This window comes from Blastochloris sulfoviridis, from assembly GCF_008630065.1.
Classification (GTDB): domain Bacteria; phylum Pseudomonadota; class Alphaproteobacteria; order Rhizobiales; family Xanthobacteraceae; genus Blastochloris; species Blastochloris sulfoviridis.
This window is the reverse complement of sequence record NZ_VWPL01000010.1, coordinates 54,988-72,451: the sequence shown is the minus strand read 5'-3', so window position 1 is coordinate 72,451 and position 17,464 is coordinate 54,988. Positions and strand designations below refer to the sequence as shown.

At 67.8% G+C, this 17,464-nt stretch carries 12 protein-coding genes; 8 read left to right on the top strand and 4 right to left on the bottom strand.

The window, feature by feature from the left end; translation table 11 throughout:
* Positions 1 to 17: 17 nt before the first annotated feature.
* A complete protein-coding gene (gene erpA / locus F1193_RS07680; RefSeq protein ID WP_150097094.1) occupies positions 18 to 347 on the bottom strand; it encodes an iron-sulfur cluster insertion protein ErpA in 330 nt (109 codons plus the stop codon).
* Positions 348 to 446: 99 nt separating this feature from the next.
* On the opposite strand from erpA, the gene F1193_RS07675 reads away from it, so the two are divergent.
* From F1193_RS07675 to F1193_RS07635, 8 genes are all read left to right on the top strand, one after another.
* Positions 447 to 1,625 (top strand): deoxyguanosinetriphosphate triphosphohydrolase, encoded by a 1,179-nt coding sequence (locus F1193_RS07675; RefSeq protein WP_150097093.1) that lies wholly within the window; start codon positions 447 to 449, stop codon positions 1,623 to 1,625.
* Positions 1,626 to 1,761: 136 nt separating this feature from the next.
* Positions 1,762 to 3,522, top strand: a complete 1,761-nt coding sequence (gene argS, locus F1193_RS07670) for an arginine--tRNA ligase (protein ID WP_150097092.1) — start codon at positions 1,762 to 1,764, stop codon at positions 3,520 to 3,522.
* Positions 3,523 to 3,605: 83 nt separating this feature from the next.
* Positions 3,606 to 5,093: an SPOR domain-containing protein gene (locus tag F1193_RS07665; RefSeq protein WP_150097091.1), complete on the top strand. Its 1,488-nt coding sequence runs from the start codon at positions 3,606 to 3,608 to the stop codon at positions 5,091 to 5,093.
* A 94-nt stretch (positions 5,094 to 5,187) separates the two neighbouring features.
* Positions 5,188 to 6,219 carry a beta-N-acetylhexosaminidase gene (gene nagZ / locus F1193_RS07660; RefSeq protein ID WP_150097090.1) on the top strand — a complete coding sequence of 344 codons (1,032 nt, stop codon included), beginning with the start codon at positions 5,188 to 5,190 and terminating at the stop codon, positions 6,217 to 6,219.
* Positions 6,200 to 7,009 (top strand): segregation and condensation protein A, encoded by an 810-nt coding sequence (locus F1193_RS07655; protein ID WP_150097089.1) that lies wholly within the window; start codon positions 6,200 to 6,202, stop codon positions 7,007 to 7,009. Before nagZ ends, F1193_RS07655 begins: the two co-directional genes overlap by 20 nt.
* Before the next feature lie 35 nt (positions 7,010 to 7,044).
* A complete protein-coding gene (scpB, locus tag F1193_RS07650; protein ID WP_246164203.1) occupies positions 7,045 to 7,800 on the top strand; it encodes an SMC-Scp complex subunit ScpB in 756 nt (251 codons plus the stop codon).
* 585 nt (positions 7,801 to 8,385) lie between these two features.
* Positions 8,386 to 10,245, top strand: coding sequence for a GH39 family glycosyl hydrolase (locus F1193_RS07640; RefSeq protein WP_150097087.1), 1,860 nt, complete (start codon positions 8,386 to 8,388; stop codon positions 10,243 to 10,245).
* Positions 10,242 to 12,170 carry a GH39 family glycosyl hydrolase gene (locus tag F1193_RS07635; protein WP_150097086.1) on the top strand — a complete coding sequence of 643 codons (1,929 nt, stop codon included), beginning with the start codon at positions 10,242 to 10,244 and terminating at the stop codon, positions 12,168 to 12,170. The genes F1193_RS07640 and F1193_RS07635 overlap by 4 nt, the downstream gene beginning before the upstream one ends.
* Positions 12,171 to 12,191: 21 nt before the next feature.
* Here the strand turns inward: F1193_RS07635 and F1193_RS07630 are convergent, their stop codons facing one another.
* Genes F1193_RS07630 through F1193_RS07620 form a run of 3 tightly spaced genes read right to left on the bottom strand, consistent with a single transcriptional unit; the run spans position 12,192 to position 17,458 of the window.
* The gene (locus tag F1193_RS07630) at positions 12,192 to 14,102 is read right to left on the bottom strand and encodes a GNAT family N-acetyltransferase (RefSeq protein ID WP_150097085.1); all 1,911 of its coding nucleotides are present in this window, start codon (positions 14,100 to 14,102) and stop codon (positions 12,192 to 12,194) included.
* Positions 14,103 to 14,106: 4 nt separating this feature from the next.
* Positions 14,107 to 15,459: an HlyD family type I secretion periplasmic adaptor subunit gene (locus F1193_RS07625; RefSeq protein ID WP_150097084.1), complete on the bottom strand. Its 1,353-nt coding sequence runs from the start codon at positions 15,457 to 15,459 to the stop codon at positions 14,107 to 14,109.
* 10 nt (positions 15,460 to 15,469) lie between these two features.
* Complete coding sequence (locus F1193_RS07620) at positions 15,470 to 17,458, bottom strand: type I secretion system permease/ATPase (RefSeq protein ID WP_150097083.1); 1,989 nt, start codon at positions 17,456 to 17,458, stop codon at positions 15,470 to 15,472.
* Between the last annotated feature and the right edge of the window lie 6 nt (positions 17,459 to 17,464).

Genomic DNA, 17,464 nt, shown 5'->3' with positions numbered 1-17,464 from the left:
GACGCGCCGGCTGCGCGTCAGATCGAGAAGCTGGTGCCGCAGCCGCACTTTGCGGTGGCGTTGGGGTTGTCGACCCGGAAGGCCGAGCCGATCAGATCCTCGACGAAGTCGAGATTCGAGCCGTTCATGTATTGCAGCGAGATGGGATCGATCACCACCACCGCGCCATCCTGCTCGATCACGATATCATCGGCAGCCTTCTTTTGATCGCAGGCGAAGGTGTACTGAAAACCGGTGCAGCCGCCGCCTTCGACGCTGACGCGCAGCACCGAGCCGGCGGGCTCGCTGGCCAGAACCTTGAGAATGCGCTTGGCGGCGCGGGGGGTGACGGTGATGCCTGTCGCCATGATGAAGCGGTTCCTGTCGCGAGGCCGTTGCAACCTCTTGAAGCCTGAAGGTAAGTGCGGCGGCGACGCTGTCAAACCCTCTTCATCCGCAAGGCTGCCATGGCCGTCGATACCCCCGTTCCGCGCGCCCGCTATGCGAGCGACCCCGCCCGCAGCCGCGGGCGTCTGCACGCCGAACCGGAGAGCCCGCCGCGCTCGCCGTTCCGGCGCGATGCCGACCGGATCATCCATTCCACCGCATTCCGGCGGCTCAAGCACAAGACCCAGGTGTTCGTGTTCGACGAGGGCGACCATTTCCGCACCCGCCTGACCCACACCATCGAGGTGGTGCAGATCGCCCGCTCGCTGGCGCGCGCGCTCGGTCTCGACGAGGATCTGGCCGAGGCGCTGGCGCTGGCGCACGACCTCGGCCACACCCCGTTCGGTCATGCCGGCGAGCGCGAGCTCGACGCGCTGATGGCGCCCTGGGGCGGCTTCGACCACAATGCCCAGTCGCTGCGCGTCGTCACCCGGCTGGAGCGGCGCTATCCGACCTTCGACGGGCTGAACCTCACCTGGGAAACCCTGGAGGGGGTGGTCAAGCACAATGGTCCGCTGGCGCCCGGCAGCGCCATTCCGCTGGCGATCGCCGAATATCAGGCGCTGCAGGATCTGGAGCTTGCGAGCTTCGCGTCGGCCGAGGCCCAGGCGGTCGCGGTCGCCGACGACATCGCCTACGACACCCACGACATCGATGACGGCCTGCGCGCCAGGCTGTTCGACCCCGACGACCTGCTGGAGGTGCCGCTGCTGGCGCGGATCTTCGCCGGCATCGACCGCGACTATCCCGGCCTGGAGCGCAGCCGGCGCGTCCACGAGCTGGAGCGGCGGCTGATCACCGAGCTGGTCGGCGATGTCGTGGCCGAGACCGGCCGCCGGATCGCCGGGATCGCGCCCGATTCGGCTGCGGCGGTGCGGGCCGCGGGCCGGTCGGCGGTCGGCTTCTCTGCGGCGATGGCGGCGGCGGAGCGGGCGATCAAGGCGTTCCTGTTTCCGCGCATGTACCGCCACCATCGGGTGGAGCAGGCGATGGCGGCGGCGCGCGGCGCGGTGCGCGAGCTGTTCGGCCATCTCGCCGCCAATCCGCAGGACATGCCCGAGGAGTGGCGGCGCGGGCTGGCGGGGGCGGAGGAGGGCCGGCTGAAACGGCGCGTCGCCGACTACATCGCCGGCATGACCGACCGGTTCCTGATGGTCGAGCACGCCCGCTTCTTTGACTCGACCCCCGACTTGCGTTAGAGCGCGATCCGATCTGAGCGCGTCAGGTCTGGCGCTCTAAGCTTTTGATATATCGCGTTTTATTACGCAAAATCGGTTCCCGCTTTTGCGGAAAACGCTCTAGGCGCCACCGTCATTTTCCGATACCGAAGCTCCCATGAACATCTTCGCGTCCTATGCCGATCATGTGCGGGCTGCCGTCCGCGCGCTCGCCGACCAGGGCTTCCTCCCGGTCGGGCTCGACCTCGACCGCGTGGTGGTGGAGCCGCCGCGCGACCCCAGTCATGGCGATCTCGCCACCAACGCCGCGATGGTGCTGGCGAAGGAGGCCAAGGCCAAGCCGCGCGACCTCGCCGAGAGGCTGGCGGAGGAACTGCGCAAGGCGCCGCACGTCGCCAAGGTCGACGTGGCCGGGCCCGGCTTCATCAATCTGACGCTGGCACCGGCGATCTGGCCGGAGGTGCTGGCGGCGGCGGTGGCGGCCGGCACGCGGTTCGGCGCCGCCGATCTCGGCCGTGGCCACAAGGTCAATGTCGAATACGTGTCGGCCAATCCGACCGGGCCGATGCATGTCGGCCATTGCCGCGGCGCGGTGTTCGGCGACGCGCTGGCAAGCCTCATGGAATTCGTGGGTTATGACGTGACCCGCGAATATTACATCAACGATGCCGGCGCCCAGGTCGACGTGCTGGCGCGCTCGGCCTTCCTGCGCTACCGCGAGGCGCTGGGCGAGGACATCGGCGCGATCCCCGAAGGGCTTTATCCCGGCGACTATCTGGTGCCGGTCGGCCAGGCGCTGGCAGCCGGCCACGGCACCGCGCTGCGCGATCTGCCGGAGGCCGAGTGGCTGCCGATCGTGCGGGCCGAGACCATCGACGCCATGATGGCGGCGATCCGCGAGGATCTCGCTGCCCTCAACATCCGCCATGACGTGTTCTTCTCGGAGCGGACGCTGACCACCGGCGCCACCGACCGGGTGGCCGAGGCCATCGCCGCGCTGGAGAGCGCCGGGCACATCTATCAGGGCCGGCTGCCGCCGCCCAAGGGCGCGCCGCCCGAGGACTGGGAGGACCGGGAACAGACCCTGTTCCGCTCCACCGCGTTCGGCGACGATGTCGACCGCCCCTTGAAGAAGTCGGATGGCAGCTACACTTATTTCGCATCCGACATCGCCTACCACTACGACAAGTTCACCCGCGGCTTCGCCGATCTGGTGGATGTGTGGGGCGCCGACCATGGCGGCTACGTCAAGCGCATGCAGGCGGCCGTGGCGGCGATCACCGGCGGGAAGGCGTCGCTCGACGTCAAGTTGTGCCAGCTCGTGCGGCTGTTCCGCGGCGGTGAGCCGGTACGGATGTCGAAGCGCTCCGGTGATTTCGTTACGTTGCGCGAGGTCGTCGATGAGGTTGGGCGGGATGCCGTCCGCTTCATGATGCTATACCGCAAGAATGATGCGGTGCTGGATTTCGATCTGGCCAAGGTGATCGAGCAGTCGCGCGACAACCCTGTCTTTTATGTCCAGTATGCCAACGCGCGCTGCTACTCGGTTTTTCGTAATACCCAGGCAGCAATGCCGTCGCTGGATGTTTCGCCGCAGGGTATGAGTGGAGTCGACTTGAGCAAACTCACCGATTCTGGTGAGATCGACATCATCAAGCAGATCGCGATCTGGCCGCGCATCGTCGAGCAGGCGGCTATGCATCACGAGCCGCATCGTATAGCGTTCTATCTGTACGATCTGGCCAGCGCCTTGCACGCCCAATGGAACAAAGGCAAGGACACGCCACATTTACGCTTTATTATTGAAAATGATACCTTAATAACAGGGGCGCGCTTGGCGCTCGTCCGAGGTGTGGTCGCGGTTCTCGGTGCCGGCCTGCAAATCCTCGGTGTCGAGCCTGTCGAGGAGATGCGCTGATCGACGGTCCGGCCTTCGTATCTGTTCTTGCGCCTGTCGCGAGACCGAGGGTGCGGATGCCGGGAGAGAAGGGTCGCGTGCATATGGCCGAATCTCGCTATCGCTATCCGGCCGAAGGCCATGACGATGCGCAACGCGCCGGCTCGGGAACGGGCCGGCCGGACCGCGTCGAGGATCCGTTGGCCGAACTCGCCCGGCTGATCGGACAGGAAGATCCGTTCAAGGATTTCGACAAGACGGAACCCGCGCCGCCGCCGGTGGCGGAGGAGCCGTCGCGGGCGGCTGCCGCCGCCGCACAGGCGTTCGAGCGGCTGTCGCGCCCGTCGCAGGTGCTCGGCAAGACCGAGGCCGCCAGACCCGATTATTCCAGGCCCGACTATGCCAAGCCCGACTCTGGCCGGAGCGAGTACGAGCGCTACGACTATGGCGCGGGTAGCCAAGCGTATGGTGCGGGCGCGAAGGCCGCCGGCCAGGGTGCCGGTGCCTACGCCACCCAGGAGAGGAGTGCGCCGGCCGCCCCCGACATGAGCGCTGCGCCGGCCTACACGCCGTCCACCCCGGCCTATTCGGCGCCCGTAGCGCCCGCGCCGCGCCAGGCTGCGGCCGAGGCGAGCTATTACCGCGAGGATCCGTACCGCCGGCACGAGGACGTCGCCGAGTACGATCGCGACTACGGGGCCGAGGAGCCGGCCTACGATCCCTATTACTCCGAGGACGGCAACATGCCGCCGCACGGGGAGGGGCTCGGTGAACTGCCCCAGCGCAGCCGCTCGCGTCTGATAATCATGCTGGTCGGCAGTGTCATCGGCCTGGCGGCGGTGGGAACCGGCGCCGTGTTCGGCTATCGCGCGCTGGTCGGCGGCGGCGAACCGCCGACGATCAAGGCGGAGGCGGGCCCGAACAAGGTGGCGCCGTCCGGGACGCAAGATTCGATCAATCAGAAGCTGATCTATGACCGGGTCGGGGGCGCCGCCAGCTCCGGCAACGAGAATCTGGTGTCGCGGGAGGAGCAGCCGGTGGAACTGGGACGTCCCGGCCAGCCGCGCGTGGTGCTGCCGGGCGGCGTCGATCCCGCCGTCAACGAGCCGCGCAAGGTCCGTACGATGACCGTGCGCGCCGACGGAACCTTGGTGCCGAGCGCGCCGGGCCCCGTCGCCACCGCCACGCCGGCCCGGCCGATCACTACGCCGGTGGCACCGGCGGCGCCGGTCCAGGTCGCGCCCGTTCAGCCGATGGCGGTGCAGCCGCAGCCGCCGACCCCGCGTCCGGTCACGCCGGCGCCGGTCCAGCCGCAGCGCACGGCCGCGATTCCCGCCAATGGCGGGTTCGTGGTGCAGGTGTCGGCTGCCCGTTCGCAGGCCGAAGCCCAGGCGGCGCTGCGCTCCGTGCAGAGCAAGTATAGCGACGTCCTGGCAGGGCAGCCGACCAGCGTGCGCAAGGTCAATCTGGGTGACCGCGGCACGTTCTACCGCGCCCATATCGGCCCGTTTGCCACGCGAGACCAAGCCAACGACCTGTGCAGCAATTTGCGCTCGGCCGGCGGCGACTGCATCGTGCAGCAGCGCAACTGACGAATTGCTTCGCCTATGTCGCTTTGATCCTGTAGCCGGGACCGCCATGGGGTGGTCCCGGAACTCCCTTGTTTGTTCCATCCGGATCTGATCGATGCCTGCGCGCGCCTTCATCGCCGGTCTCGCCGGCTGCCGCCTCACGGCGCCGGAGCGGGAGTTCTTCCGCGACGCAAAGCCGTGGGGATTCATCCTGTTCGCCCGGAATATTGAGACGCCGAATCAGGTTCGCGCGCTGGTCGGCGAGCTGCGCGAGGCGGTCGGGCGGGCGGATGCGCCGGTGCTGATCGACCAGGAAGGCGGGCGGGTGGCGCGTTTGAGGCCGCCGCACTGGCCGGTCTATCCCCCCGCTGCGGCGTTCGGACGGCGCTTTGCGGCGGCGCCGGACGACGCTGCGGCGGCGGCGCGGCTCGGTGCGCGGCTGATCGCCGCCGATCTCGCCGACCTCGGCATCAGCGTCGACTGCGTGCCGTGCGCCGATCTCTCGCTGCCCGAGACCCACGCGGTGATCGGCGACCGCGCGTACGGCTCCGATCCCGAAACGGTGGCGACCCTGGCCCGCGCCGCGGCCGATGGCCTGATCGAGGGCGGGGTGCTGCCGATCGTCAAGCACATTCCCGGCCACGGTCGCGCCAGCGCCGACAGCCACCTCGAACTGCCGGTGGTGACGGTGGCGCGCGCCACCCTGGAGGCGACCGATTTCGCGGCCTTCCGCAAGCTTGCCGACCTGCCGATGGCGATGACCGCGCATGTCGTCTATGCCGACATCGACCCGGATGCACCGGCGACGACCTCGCCCAGGGTGATCGGCGAGGTGGTGCGCGGCACGATCGGCTTCGACGGCCTCCTGGTCACCGACGATCTGTCGATGAAGGCGCTCGGCGGCAGCTTCCGCGACCGGGTGCAGGCGTCCATTGAGGCCGGCTGCGACATCGTTTTGCACTGCAATGGCGAGATGGCGGAGATGGCGGAGGTGGCGGCCGCCGCGCCGCCGCTTGCCGGGCGGGCGGGCGAGCGGGCGGCGCGCGCACTGGCCTGTGCAAGACCGCCTGCGCCGTTCGACGCGGGCGGCGCACGCGCGGCATTCTCGGCTATGATGGCCGGGGGAGATGGCGGCGCGGAGACCTGATTTGACGACGCTCGATGCCGAGTTCGAGAGCCCGCCGGCCGTGGATGCGGACGGGGAGGCGGCGCTCGTCGTCGAGGTCGACGGCTTCGAGGGTCCGCTCGACCTGCTGCTCAGTCTCGCCCGCACCCAGAAGGTGGATCTGGCCAAGATCTCCATCCTGGCGCTGGCCAACCAGTATCTCGGCTTCGTCGAGCGGGCGCGCCAGCTCCGCATCGAGCTGGCTGCCGACTATCTGGTGATGGCGGCGTGGCTGGCTTATCTCAAGTCGCGCCTGCTGCTGCCCGAGCCGCCCAAGGGCGAGGAGCCGAGCGCCGAGGACATGGCCGCGGGCCTGGCGCTGCGGCTGAAGCGGCTGGAGGCGATCCGCGCCGCGGCGGCGAGCCTCGCCACCCGCGACCGGCTGGGCCACGAGGTGTTCGCGCGCGGCCTGCCCGAGCCGATGGTGACGCCCAAGCCCGGCTTCACCGCCACGCTCTACGACCTGCTCGCGGCCTATGCCGCCGAGCGGCAGAAGCGGGTGCAGGCCCGCGTCACCGTGGCCAAGCGGCAGGTGTGGTCGCTGGCCGAGGCGCGCGGGCTGCTGCAGCGCCTCGCCGGGGTGGCGGAGGATTGGACCTGCCTCGACGCATACCTGATCCAGTGGACCGTGGCGCCCGAGGCGCGGGCGACGGTGCGGGCGTCGAGCCTCGCCGCCAGCCTGGAGCTGGTGCGCGAGGGCGCCATCGACATCGCGCAGGAGCGCCCGTTCGCCCCGGTGTGGGTGCGGCGGCGCCCGGCGGATACGCCATGACGGGGCCGGCCGTGCAGCGAATGGTATCGACAGCCTTGACGACCGACGACGACGAGACCGCCGCCGAAGCAACCGGGCCGGCGCCGCGCGAGCAATCGCTGCGCATCCTGGAAGCGCTGCTGTTCGCCGCGTCCGAGCCGGTGGCCGAGGCGGCGCTGGCCGAGCGCCTGCCGGCGGGCGCCGACGTGCCGGGGCTGCTGGCGCGGCTGGCCGAGGACTACGCCACGCGGGGCGTCCATCTGGTGCGGGTGGCCGGCAAATGGATGTTCCGCACCGCGCCGGACCTCGGCTACCTGCTGTCGCGCGGCGCGCCGGAGCCCCGGAAGCTGTCGCGGGCGGCGCTGGAGACGCTGGCCATCATCGCCTATCACCAGCCGGTCACCCGCGCCGAGATCGAGGAGGTCCGCGGCGTCTCGACCAGCAAGGGCACGCTCGACGTGCTGATGGAGACCGGCTGGGTGCGGCTGCGCGGCCGGCGGCGCACCCCCGGCCGGCCGGTGACCTATGGCACGACGGAAACCTTCCTGATCCATTTCGGCCTGGAGTCGATCGGCGACCTGCCGGGCCTGGAGGAGCTGAAGGGGGCGGGCTTCCTCGATGCCCGCCTGCCGGCCAGCTTCACCGTGCCGGTGCCCTCCGACGATCCGGCGCTGCGGCCGGACGAGGATCCGCTGGACGGCAGCGAGGCCGCCGAGCTCGACCTCGGCATGCTGCCGCGCGAACCCGAGGCCGAGGCCGGAGACGACGGCGAGAGCGACGACGGCGAGGCCGGGACAGCGCCGGCGCCCTGAGGGCCGCGGCTGTATCGCCGCGCCATGACGCGGCTGCCTTTGCACGAGGGCGAACCGGGCATGCTGTGCTTGTGGTGTGCTTGTCACGGCATGCTTGCGCGCTGTCGCCGTGGTCATCGCCGGGCTTGTCCCGGCGATCTCGATCGGACCGCGGCGGTGTCGGACAAGAGGGCGGCGGGCGGGGTGACCAGGGTGTCGGGATCGCCGGGACAAGCCCGGCGATGACCGGGATTGTTCCGGCCATGGCGCCTGGTTCCACAGATCCCGATCCACGAAAGCCGCTCTAAGTTTCTGGCTTGTCGCATTTTCTTTCGCAAAACCGGTATCCACTTTTGCGGGAAATGCTCTAGGGGTGTCATCCGCCGGACATCGCCGCGGGCTATTGTTCAAACACGCGAAGTCTTATGCGCTCGAAGGAAGTGGTCTCATACCTCTTCTTTGGGGGAGCGTGTGAGCTCTTCGCCTACGTTCTCCTGTGTATTTGGTTCGTTGCAGCGCGTGTCATGTATCTCATTCATATGTGAAAATATCGTCAATTCGGCCAAGTAACGCCGATTGAACGTAATATTTACACGGAGGTGTACAATGAATCTGCGTGCATCGATTGTGTTCTGTTTGTCTCTCTTGCCTGTTCCGGCGGTGGCGCAATCACCGATTCCCTCCCACTATTTTGGTATGCATCACAACTATGCCCTGGAGTGGCCGACTTTCCATGTCGGTTCGCGGCGTAGTATCGTTGGCCCGAATTGGGGAGGTATCAATCCGGCGGAGGGTACGTACAACTGGCAAAAGCTCGACAACTTGTTGTCGGCTCTTGAAACCCGCAATGCCGATCTATTGTTCAATCTCGGCATCTATATGCCGAATTGGGCATCGAGCCAGCCGGGGGTATACTGTCCGGACGGGAATTATGGAACCTGTTACCCGCCGAAGGACATGCAGACCTGGGAGACTTGGGTCAGCGCGATTGTTGCGCACGTCCGTGAGGGGCTCGCGCCGGGAGCGCCCGGACGGATCAAATATTGGGAGCTTTGGAACGAGCCTAATGACCTGGGCTGGTGGAGGGGCGATATGGCGACCATGGTCGATCTCGCCCGCCGCGCCTACCGCATCATCAAGGCCGCGGACCCCAGCGCCAAGATTGTCACGCCCGGGGTTTATTCGGCGCCCTGGGGAGGCTCCTATGACGGCGCCAAGTGGACGATCGACTTCCTGTCTGCTTGCAGCACGGGCGATCCCTGCGCCGATATTGTCGCCTTTCATGCCTATCCAAGCTATGATTTTTCATTTGGCGATGCTGGAGCACTGATTGCGCAGGGTGTGATCGACCCGCAGGCTTTTCCGCTGATGGCGGAGCAGAGCATAATCGATCCCCAGAAGTACAAGAACATTGCCGCCACCTTCGGGCTCGAAGCGGTGTGGAACACCGAAGGCGGACTCAGTGTTTGGACCAACATTCCAAATGCGACAATTTACGATGTGGCTGATCCCCAGACCGTCAAGAACTGGGATCTCATGGCCCAGTACGCCGTCAAAGCGACGATGCTGATGCAGGCCGGGGGAGTCGAGCGATCCTATTGGTACGCCTATGACAACCGGCTCACCGGTTTGTTGTGGCAGTGGTCGGACGATCTGCAAGGAACCGCCCTCAACCCGGCTGGTGTCGCTTATGGTCTGATGGCCGCACATTTCAATGGTGCCACGCCGGTCTCGCCGGTGGCGCGGCAGGAAATGGCCAATGCCATCCGCAATCCCACGGCTTCGGGCGCCGTCGTCGGGCAGCCCGGCACGATGCCCACGCATTGGTCCGTCTACAAGACCGACTCCGGTGTCAACACGGCCGTGGTCGAGGCCGGGTCGGGATACGTCGATGTCCGGGTGTGGGGGACGCCCAGCTACAATGGCCTGACCTATGTTCTGTTCGAGGAGGCGGGCGTCATTGCCTCCAGTCTCGGCAAGCAGTGGTTCGGCAGCTTCAACCAGCGTCTGGTCGGCGGGTCGCTCGACAATGTCCAGGTCCATGTCGGCGTCTATGAGTTTTCTCCCGGCGGACCGCTGACCTATTCCGGTGCCCAGACCGTTCCGCCGACGACGCTCGACCACACTCTGCAGCGCAACCTCTTCATGACGCCCACGCGATATCCGGCGACGGCCTCTCTGGCCCCGGTCGTGGCGTTTCAGCAGGTCGCGGGTCAGGCGTTCGACATCACGCTGCGGCTGAGCTCGCCGCATTTCGATGACGGCACCCGGTGGATCGGCACCTATAGCAAGCCGGACAATTCATCGCTCATCCTGGCCTGGGACAGCAGCGGTGCAACCTCGACGCTGACGGTCGATCCTGCCTACACCCAGTATCAGGATCTGGCCGGAGCGTTCCATCCGGTGTCCGGCAACAGCGTTCCGCTCACCTTGTCGCCGGTATTCATCATTGCGGGGGCGCCATGACGCTTCGCTGGACGACGCTTCGCTGGACGACGCTTCGCTGGACCGTTCCGCTTCTCCTCGCCTGGGCGTGCATGCCGGCGGCGGCGCAAGCGCCGACCCCACCTGCGCCGACTCCACCTGCGCCGAGCCCGCAGTCGTCAATCTCCCTGGCGCCAATCCCGCGTGCGTTCTTCGGCATGCACAACCAGGGCCATGCGAAGGAGTGGCCGGACCTGCCGGTAGGTTCCCATCGCGGCAATCCGGGTCCGAACTGGTTCGCGCTCAATCCGCGCAAGGGCGTGTTCGACTGGCGGGGCCTGGAGGCGTGGCTGGCCCGCCTCCAGGCGCATGACGCCGATCTGCTGCTCAATCTCGGCCTCTATATGCCGCGCTGGGCCTCCAGCCGGCCGGACGTGTTCTGCCCGGACGGCAATTACGGCACCTGCTATCCGCCGCGCGACATGGCCGACTGGGAGGCCTGGGTCTCCGCCGTCGTGCGGCAGGCGGCCGGCCGGGTGAAATACTGGGAGATCTGGAACGAGCCGAACGATAACGGCTTCTGGCGCGGCGACATGGCGACCATGGTCGATCTCGCCCGCCGCGCCTACCGCATCATCAAGGCGGCGGACCCCAGCGCCAAAATTCTCACCCCCGGCGTCTATTCCGGGCCGTGGGGCAACGAGAACGATGGCGTGGAGTGGACGATCGACTTTCTCTCCCGCTGCAGCACCGGCGACCCCTGCGCCGACATCGTCGCCTACCACGGCTATCCGTTCCACTGGTTCTCGCTCGGCGACTACAAGACCCTGATGGAGGGCGGGGTGGTCGATCCGCAGCGCTACGAGCTGCTCGGCGAGCAGACGATCATCGACATCCAGAAATACTGGAACATCGCCGCCACCTTCGGCCTCGAAGGGGTGTGGAACACTGAGGGCGGGCTTGCGGTGTGGTCGGTGAAGGGCACCTCCCGCGAGGATGTTCTGGACCAGTCCACGCCCAAGAACTGGGAGCTGACGGGGCAGTTTGCGGTGAAGGCCACCATGCTGATGCAGGCCGGCGGGGTCGGGCGGTCCTACTGGTACTCCTACGACAACCGGGGGCACGGCATGCTGTGGCAATGGTCGGATGACGGGCAGGGGACCGGCCTCAATCCGGCCGGCCTCACCTACAGGCTGATGGCCACGCAGTTCATCGGCGCGACGCCGGTGGCGCCGGTGGCGCGGCAGGAGACCGCCAACCGCATCCGCAATCCGCTGGCCGCGGGCGCCGTCTCCGGTACGCCGGGCGCGCCGCCCGATGGCTGGTCGCTGATCGCGCCCGATGCCGGCAGGGGCGTCAACACCAGCATCGCCGCCGGGCCGGGCTATATCGACATCCGGGTGTGGGGCACGCCGGCCGCCGGCGCCAACGGCATGACGCGGCTGGAGTTCGAGACGGCCGGCGCCATCCGCTCCGGCCCGGACCGGCAGTGGTTCGGCAGCTTCCACCAGAGCCTGATCGCCGGCTCCTACCAACACGTGACGGTGCATGCCGGCGTGGTCGAATATGCCGAGGACGGCCGCACGCTCGGCCATGGCGGCGCGCAGACCGTGCCGGCGACGGCGCTGGATCATCGCCGGCAGCGCAACCTGCTGATGACGCGGACGCGGTTCGCCGGCTGCGCCTCGGTGACGCCGGGCCTCGCCTTCCTCTACGAGCCGGGAAAGCCGTTCGACATCACGCTGCGCCTCAGCGCGCCGCGCCTCGACGACGGCACGCAATGGACGGGAACCTACACCAAGGCGGACGGCACCGCGCTGATGCTGGCCTGGGATTCGAACTCCGCCGGCTCGACGCTCGCGGTCGATCCCCGGTTCACCCGCTACCAGGATCTCGCCGGCACGTTCCACCCGATCACGGGCAATAGCGTCGCCCTGACGGTGGCGCCGGTCTTCATCGTCGAGTGAAACGCGCGGCCAGCGGCGCGGTCAGTTCAGCCGCGGTGCGCCGGTCTCGGACGGCGGCACGGCCCAGGGCGGGGACGGCTCCCGTGCCGCCGCGCCGACCTGCGGGCGCGCCTTGAAGCGCTTGCCGCGGCCGGGATCGACGATCGCCAGCAGCGTGCGCGCCTCGGCGTGGTTCGGATCGAGTTCGAGCGCCCGCCGATAGCACTGCGCGGCCTGGCCCGCTTCGCCCAGCGTCTGCAGCATCAGGCCGAGGCCGTGATGGGCCGCGGCCGATGCCGGATCGAAGGCGATGGCGCGGCGATAGAGCACGGCGGCCGGGCGGGTGGCGCCGGCCGCGCGCCGGCGATCGGCGAGGGCGAGATTGGCGCGCGCGAACTGGGCCCGGCTGACCGGCGTCAGCCGCTCCATCGATTCCAGAACATTGCCGAGGCTGACCTCGGCCTCCAGGAAATCCGGCTTCAGGCGCAGCGCGGTCTCGAACGCGACGACGGCGTCCTCGCGCTGGCCGAGACGCGCCAGCACATTGCCCAGGCCGTTGTGCGCCTCGACCAGATCGGGCCGGTGCTGGATGGATTCGCGATAGGCGTCGGCCGCCGCCTGGAACTTCTCGCGCGCCTGCAGGGCCGCGGCCAGGCGAAGCCATCCCTTGGCCGAGTTCTTGTCGATCGACACGAAGACGCTGAAGATCTGCTCGGCGGCGCCATGGTCGCCGCGCGCGGCCAGCATCTGCCCCAGGCCGTAGAGCGCGCCGCTGTGGCGCGGATTGGCATCGAGGATGCGGCGGTATCCACTTTCGGCCTCGACGAGGCGGCCCTGCTGATGGTGCTCGGTCGCCGCCTTGAACATCGCGGCGAACTCGGCGGCGCGGGCCCGCTCGTCCAGGCTCTGCCGGCTCAGCGTGATGTGGACGATGCGGTGCTCGACCACGCCGAACGAATATTTGTAGGGCTCGTTGCCGCGCAGGAAATCGTAGATCTTGAAGCCGTCGGCGATGAGGCGGCGGATGCTGAAGGCGTGCAGCATCAGGCCCGGCGGCGGCGTGTCGAACGACTCGTCGCGCCCGGCCATGTAGAACATCACCGCGCGCTTGACCGGATCGAGAAAGCTCGCCAGGCCGCCGAGCGGCCGCTCGCCCTGCCACAGCATGGGCAGGAACAGCGTCCCCGCATCGAAGCAGCGCTTCAGCATCGTGCGGTTCATGGCCACGATGTCGTCGGTCTTGGCGCCCTTGCGCGGGCGCCACCGCGTGTCCCAGAATTTCAGGAACACGTCGAGGTCGCGGTCGATGGTGGAGGCGTCCGGCAAGGTGAAGCGGAAGCCCGAGTCCGGGCTCTCGACGACGCGCAGGAAGCGCCGCAACTTCTGGCGCGTGTTGGCGCTGAGCTTGGTGGCGAGAAACGCATCCCACGAGTCGGGCAGTTCGGTGAGCGGGCAGAGATTGTGGTCGGTGCCGTCGATGCGGTCGATGTGCTCGACGTTCTTCGAGGCGTAGACGTCGCTCTCGAAGCACGCGGTGAACAGTTCGAGCCGGCGCGGCGCGTTGCGGATGTTCTCCAGTTGGAACGTCGACCAGTCGAGCGCCTTCAGGTGATGGGCGAACGCCGGGATCGCAAGCTCCTCATATTCGGGCCGGCACAGAAAGCCGGTGTAGTCCGACAGGCGGCTGCCGGCCATGGTGAATTCGCGGCGCAGCTTGCCGTCCTTGCCCGTCTTGTTGGAAAAGCGCAGCGGCAGATAGGCGACGTGGCGCGGATGCGCCGCGCTCGGGCGGGCGGCGAGGACGAACCATGGGCTGCGGGCGGCATCGAGCCAGTCGCTGAGCCAGTTGAACGAGAGGAAGAAATGCGCCTGCGGGTCGGCCGCGTAGACGTCCTCCCACTGCTCGCGCAGCTCCGCCAGTGCCGCTCCGCTGTCGATGACGTCGATGTGCATGGCGTCAGGACTCCCGGAACGCACGCTGCAGGCTGTCGTGGATTGGCCGGACCAGATATTCGAAGAACGTCCGCTCGGCCGTCTTGATGAACACTTCCGCCGGCATGCCGGGGGTGGGGCTGAAGCCCTCGATCGCCGCAGCCTCGACCGCGTCGAGCCGCACGCGGGCGACGTAGACGTCGGCGGTCGAAAGCGGCGTTTGGCCGCGCGTCTCGTCCTGGACCGCGTCGGCGGAGATGTAGACCACTTCTCCGGCCACCATGGGCGTCGTGCGCCGGTTGAGCGATGTCAGGCGCACCGAGGCAGGCTGGCCGAGCTTGACGTGGTCGATATCCTGCGGCCGCACCCGCACCTCGATGACCAGCTCCTCGTCGAGCGGCACGATCTCCAGGATGTTCTTTCCGGGCTCGATGACGCCGCCGACGGTGTGGTAGCGCTTCTTCACCACGACGCCGCGCACCGGCGCGGTGATGGCGATGCGCTCCAGCACGCGCTGGGCGGCGCGCAGGCGCTCGCGCACGTCATAGAGCTCGGCATTCGACTGGTGCATCTGGTCGACCGAGGTCTTGATGACCGTGCTGCGGATTCCCTGGATCTGCTCGCGGGAGCGGGCGATGCGCTCGCGGGCGTCGCCGATCTCGCCGGTCAGCCGGCCGATCTCGCCTTCGAGATTGGCCTGGGCGCGGGCGATGGCCAGCACCTCCGGCTTGCGGATGAAGCCGGATTCCAGCAGCTTGCGCTTGCCGGTAAGCTCCTCCTCGATGAGCTGGAGCTGCTTCTTCACGTATTGCCGCTGGGTCGTGGTGCCGTCGATGCGCTCCTGCAGCGCGTTGATGCCATCCTTGAGTGCGGAGATGTCGCTCTCCATGCTCTTGTGATGCGCTTCGAACAGCAGCCGCTGCGTTCCCCGGATCTTCAGGATGTCCGGGTCGTCGGTGACTTTGGCGATCTCCTCGGGCTCGCTATAGGTCTCGCGTCCCTCGCTCGTGGCCTGGAGGCGGGCGATCGTCGCGACCAGGTGCGCCTGACGCAGTTGGAGGCGGCGCAGCTCCGCCTTCGGCGTGGTGTCGTCGAGCAGGACGAGGGTCTGGCCGGGTTGGACGACGTCGCCTTCATTGACGTAGATCTTGCTGATCACCCCGCCTTCGAGGTGCTGCACGATCCGGTTCTGCCCGGTGGCGACGAACGAGCCGGTCGAGACGACCGCACCGGCGATCGGCGCGGTGCCGCCCCACAGGCCGAAACCGAGAAAGCCGATGAGCAATCCGCTGAAACCCAATATGGTGTGGGTTCGGGTCCGTCGGGGGATGTCCGAGTACCATTCGCGCGCCTGATGCGCGGACTCAACGATTGACACATCCCCCTCCTTAGGTTTCCGCCATCGCGAAGGAATCGAGCGCAGGTCGCGCCGTCGTCGCGGCGGCGGCGGTGGACTTGTTGCCGGCCAACACGGCGAGCATCTCGTCGCGCTTGCCCATCGCCTGCACGGCGCCGTCCTTCAGGATCAGGATCTTGTCGACGCTGCGCAGCAGTGCGGGGCGCTGGGTGATGGCGACGACGGTGATCTGGAAGTCCTTGGCGCGCACCAGCGCGTTGGCCAGCGCGCGTTCGCCGGCGACGTCGAGATTGGAGTTCGGTTCGTCGAGCACCACCAGGCGGGGACGGCCGTAGAAGGCACGGGCGAGCCCGATGCGCTGCTTCTGGCCGCCGGACAGCGGGCTGCCGTCGACGCCGATCGTGGTCTCGTAGCCGTGGGCGAAGTGCGAGATCATCTCGTGGACGTCGGCAAGCTCGGCGGCCTCGAAGATCGCCTCGTCGGTGGCGTCGGCCCGCATGCGGGCGATGTTGGCCTTGATCGTCGCCGGGAACAGCTCGACGTCCTGCGGCAGGTAGCCGACGCATTCGCCGAACTGGCGCGGATCCCAGTTGCGCAGATCCATGGAGTCGAGGCGCACGCTGCCGGCGGTCGGGATGACCGAGCCGACCAGCATCTTGGCCAGGGTCGACTTGCCGGCGCCGGAATTGCCGACGATGGCCAGCGACTCGCCCGGTTCGAGGCGGAACGACACGCCGTTGAGGATCACCCGCTTGTTGGGCGGCGGCACGTAGAGGATACGCTCGACGGTCAGGTGGCCGGCCGGATGGGGCAGGCGCAGCCGCTCGAAGTTCAGCGGCGAATTCTGCAGCAGCGAGCGGATTCGGCCATAGGCGGAACGCGCCTGGACGAAGCCGCGCCAGCCCTCGATGGTGCCCTCGATCGGCGCCAGCGCGCGGCTCGCCACGATCGAGGCGGCGATCATCATGCCGCCGGTGAGTTCGGAGTGCAGGCACAGCCACGCACCCCAGCCGAGAATGGCGATCTGGGTGCACAGGCGGATGAACTTCGACAGGCCGGCCATGTAGATGTTGTAGTCTTGCGCCGTCACCTGCGACTTCAGGGATTCCGCCGTTTCCCGGCCCCAGATCGCGACGCCCTCCGGGATCATGCCCATGGCGTTGATGACCTGCGAGTTGCGGGCCATCGCCTCGGCCTGGAGGTTGGCGCGCGTCGAGAAGGCGTTGGCGCGGGAGAACGGCACGGCGGTGAGCCGCTGGTTGATGACCGCGATCGTCAGCAGCGCAATGCCGGTGAGCGTGACGATGAAGCCGAGATCGGGGTGCACCAGGAACACCGCGACGAGATAGATCGGCGCGATCGGCGCATCGAGCATGGAGATCAGCACCGGCCCGGTGATGAAGTTGCGCAATTGCTGCATGTCCGCGAGCGTCTGGTACTCGCGGTTCGAGCCGCTCTGCGAGGCCTTGGCGGCGGCGCTGAGGACCGGCGCGCCGAGCTTGCTCTCCGCCTCGACGGCGATGCGCATGAGGATGAAGCGGCGCATCATGTCGAGGAAGACGTGCAGGAAGATCGCCACGACGACCACGACGGTGAGCATCACCAGCGTGTCCATGCTGCGGCTGGTCATCACGCGGTCGGAGATCTGGAACAGATAGATCGGCACCGCCAGCACGATCAGATTGGTGAAGAACGAGAACAGGGCGACGGTGACGAGGTTGCGCCGGCAGGCGGCAAGTCCGGACGTCAGGACGGAGCGGAAATCCTGGTCGCGCCAGCGCTGCTGGAGCACCGGCGACTTCGGCTGTCCCGGTTCGGCGGCCACGGCTGGCTGCGCCTCCGCGCCTTGCTCGGCGGGGTCGGTCGTCAGGGCGCCGGACGCGGACGTGGCGTCCGACAGCGCGGCACGCTCGGCGTCGGCCGGCGCCTGCAGCGCGACACCGCTGCCCGGCGTCTCTGGGCTTCCCGCCGCATTCGGTCCGGTATACGGCATGCCTTGCGCGTCAGAGCGGTCTTTCATCGGTCA

Excerpts from the sequence above, each read along its gene's own strand:
- erpA (WP_150097094.1), bottom strand. The coding sequence starts at position 347 with ATGGCGACAGGCATCACCGTCACCCCCCGCGCCGCCAAGCGCATTCTC.
- F1193_RS07675 (WP_150097093.1), top strand. The coding sequence starts at position 447 with ATGGCCGTCGATACCCCCGTTCCGCGCGCCCGCTATGCGAGCGACCCC.
- argS (WP_150097092.1), top strand. The coding sequence starts at position 1,762 with ATGAACATCTTCGCGTCCTATGCCGATCATGTGCGGGCTGCCGTCCGC.
- F1193_RS07665 (WP_150097091.1), top strand. The coding sequence starts at position 3,606 with ATGGCCGAATCTCGCTATCGCTATCCGGCCGAAGGCCATGACGATGCG.
- nagZ (WP_150097090.1), top strand. The coding sequence starts at position 5,188 with ATGCCTGCGCGCGCCTTCATCGCCGGTCTCGCCGGCTGCCGCCTCACG.
- F1193_RS07655 (WP_150097089.1), top strand. The coding sequence starts at position 6,200 with ATGGCGGCGCGGAGACCTGATTTGACGACGCTCGATGCCGAGTTCGAG.
- F1193_RS07640 (WP_150097087.1), top strand. The coding sequence starts at position 8,386 with ATGAATCTGCGTGCATCGATTGTGTTCTGTTTGTCTCTCTTGCCTGTT.
- F1193_RS07635 (WP_150097086.1), top strand. The coding sequence starts at position 10,242 with ATGACGCTTCGCTGGACGACGCTTCGCTGGACGACGCTTCGCTGGACC.
- F1193_RS07630 (WP_150097085.1), bottom strand. The coding sequence starts at position 14,102 with ATGCACATCGACGTCATCGACAGCGGAGCGGCACTGGCGGAGCTGCGC.
- F1193_RS07620 (WP_150097083.1), bottom strand. The coding sequence starts at position 17,458 with ATGAAAGACCGCTCTGACGCGCAAGGCATGCCGTATACCGGACCGAAT.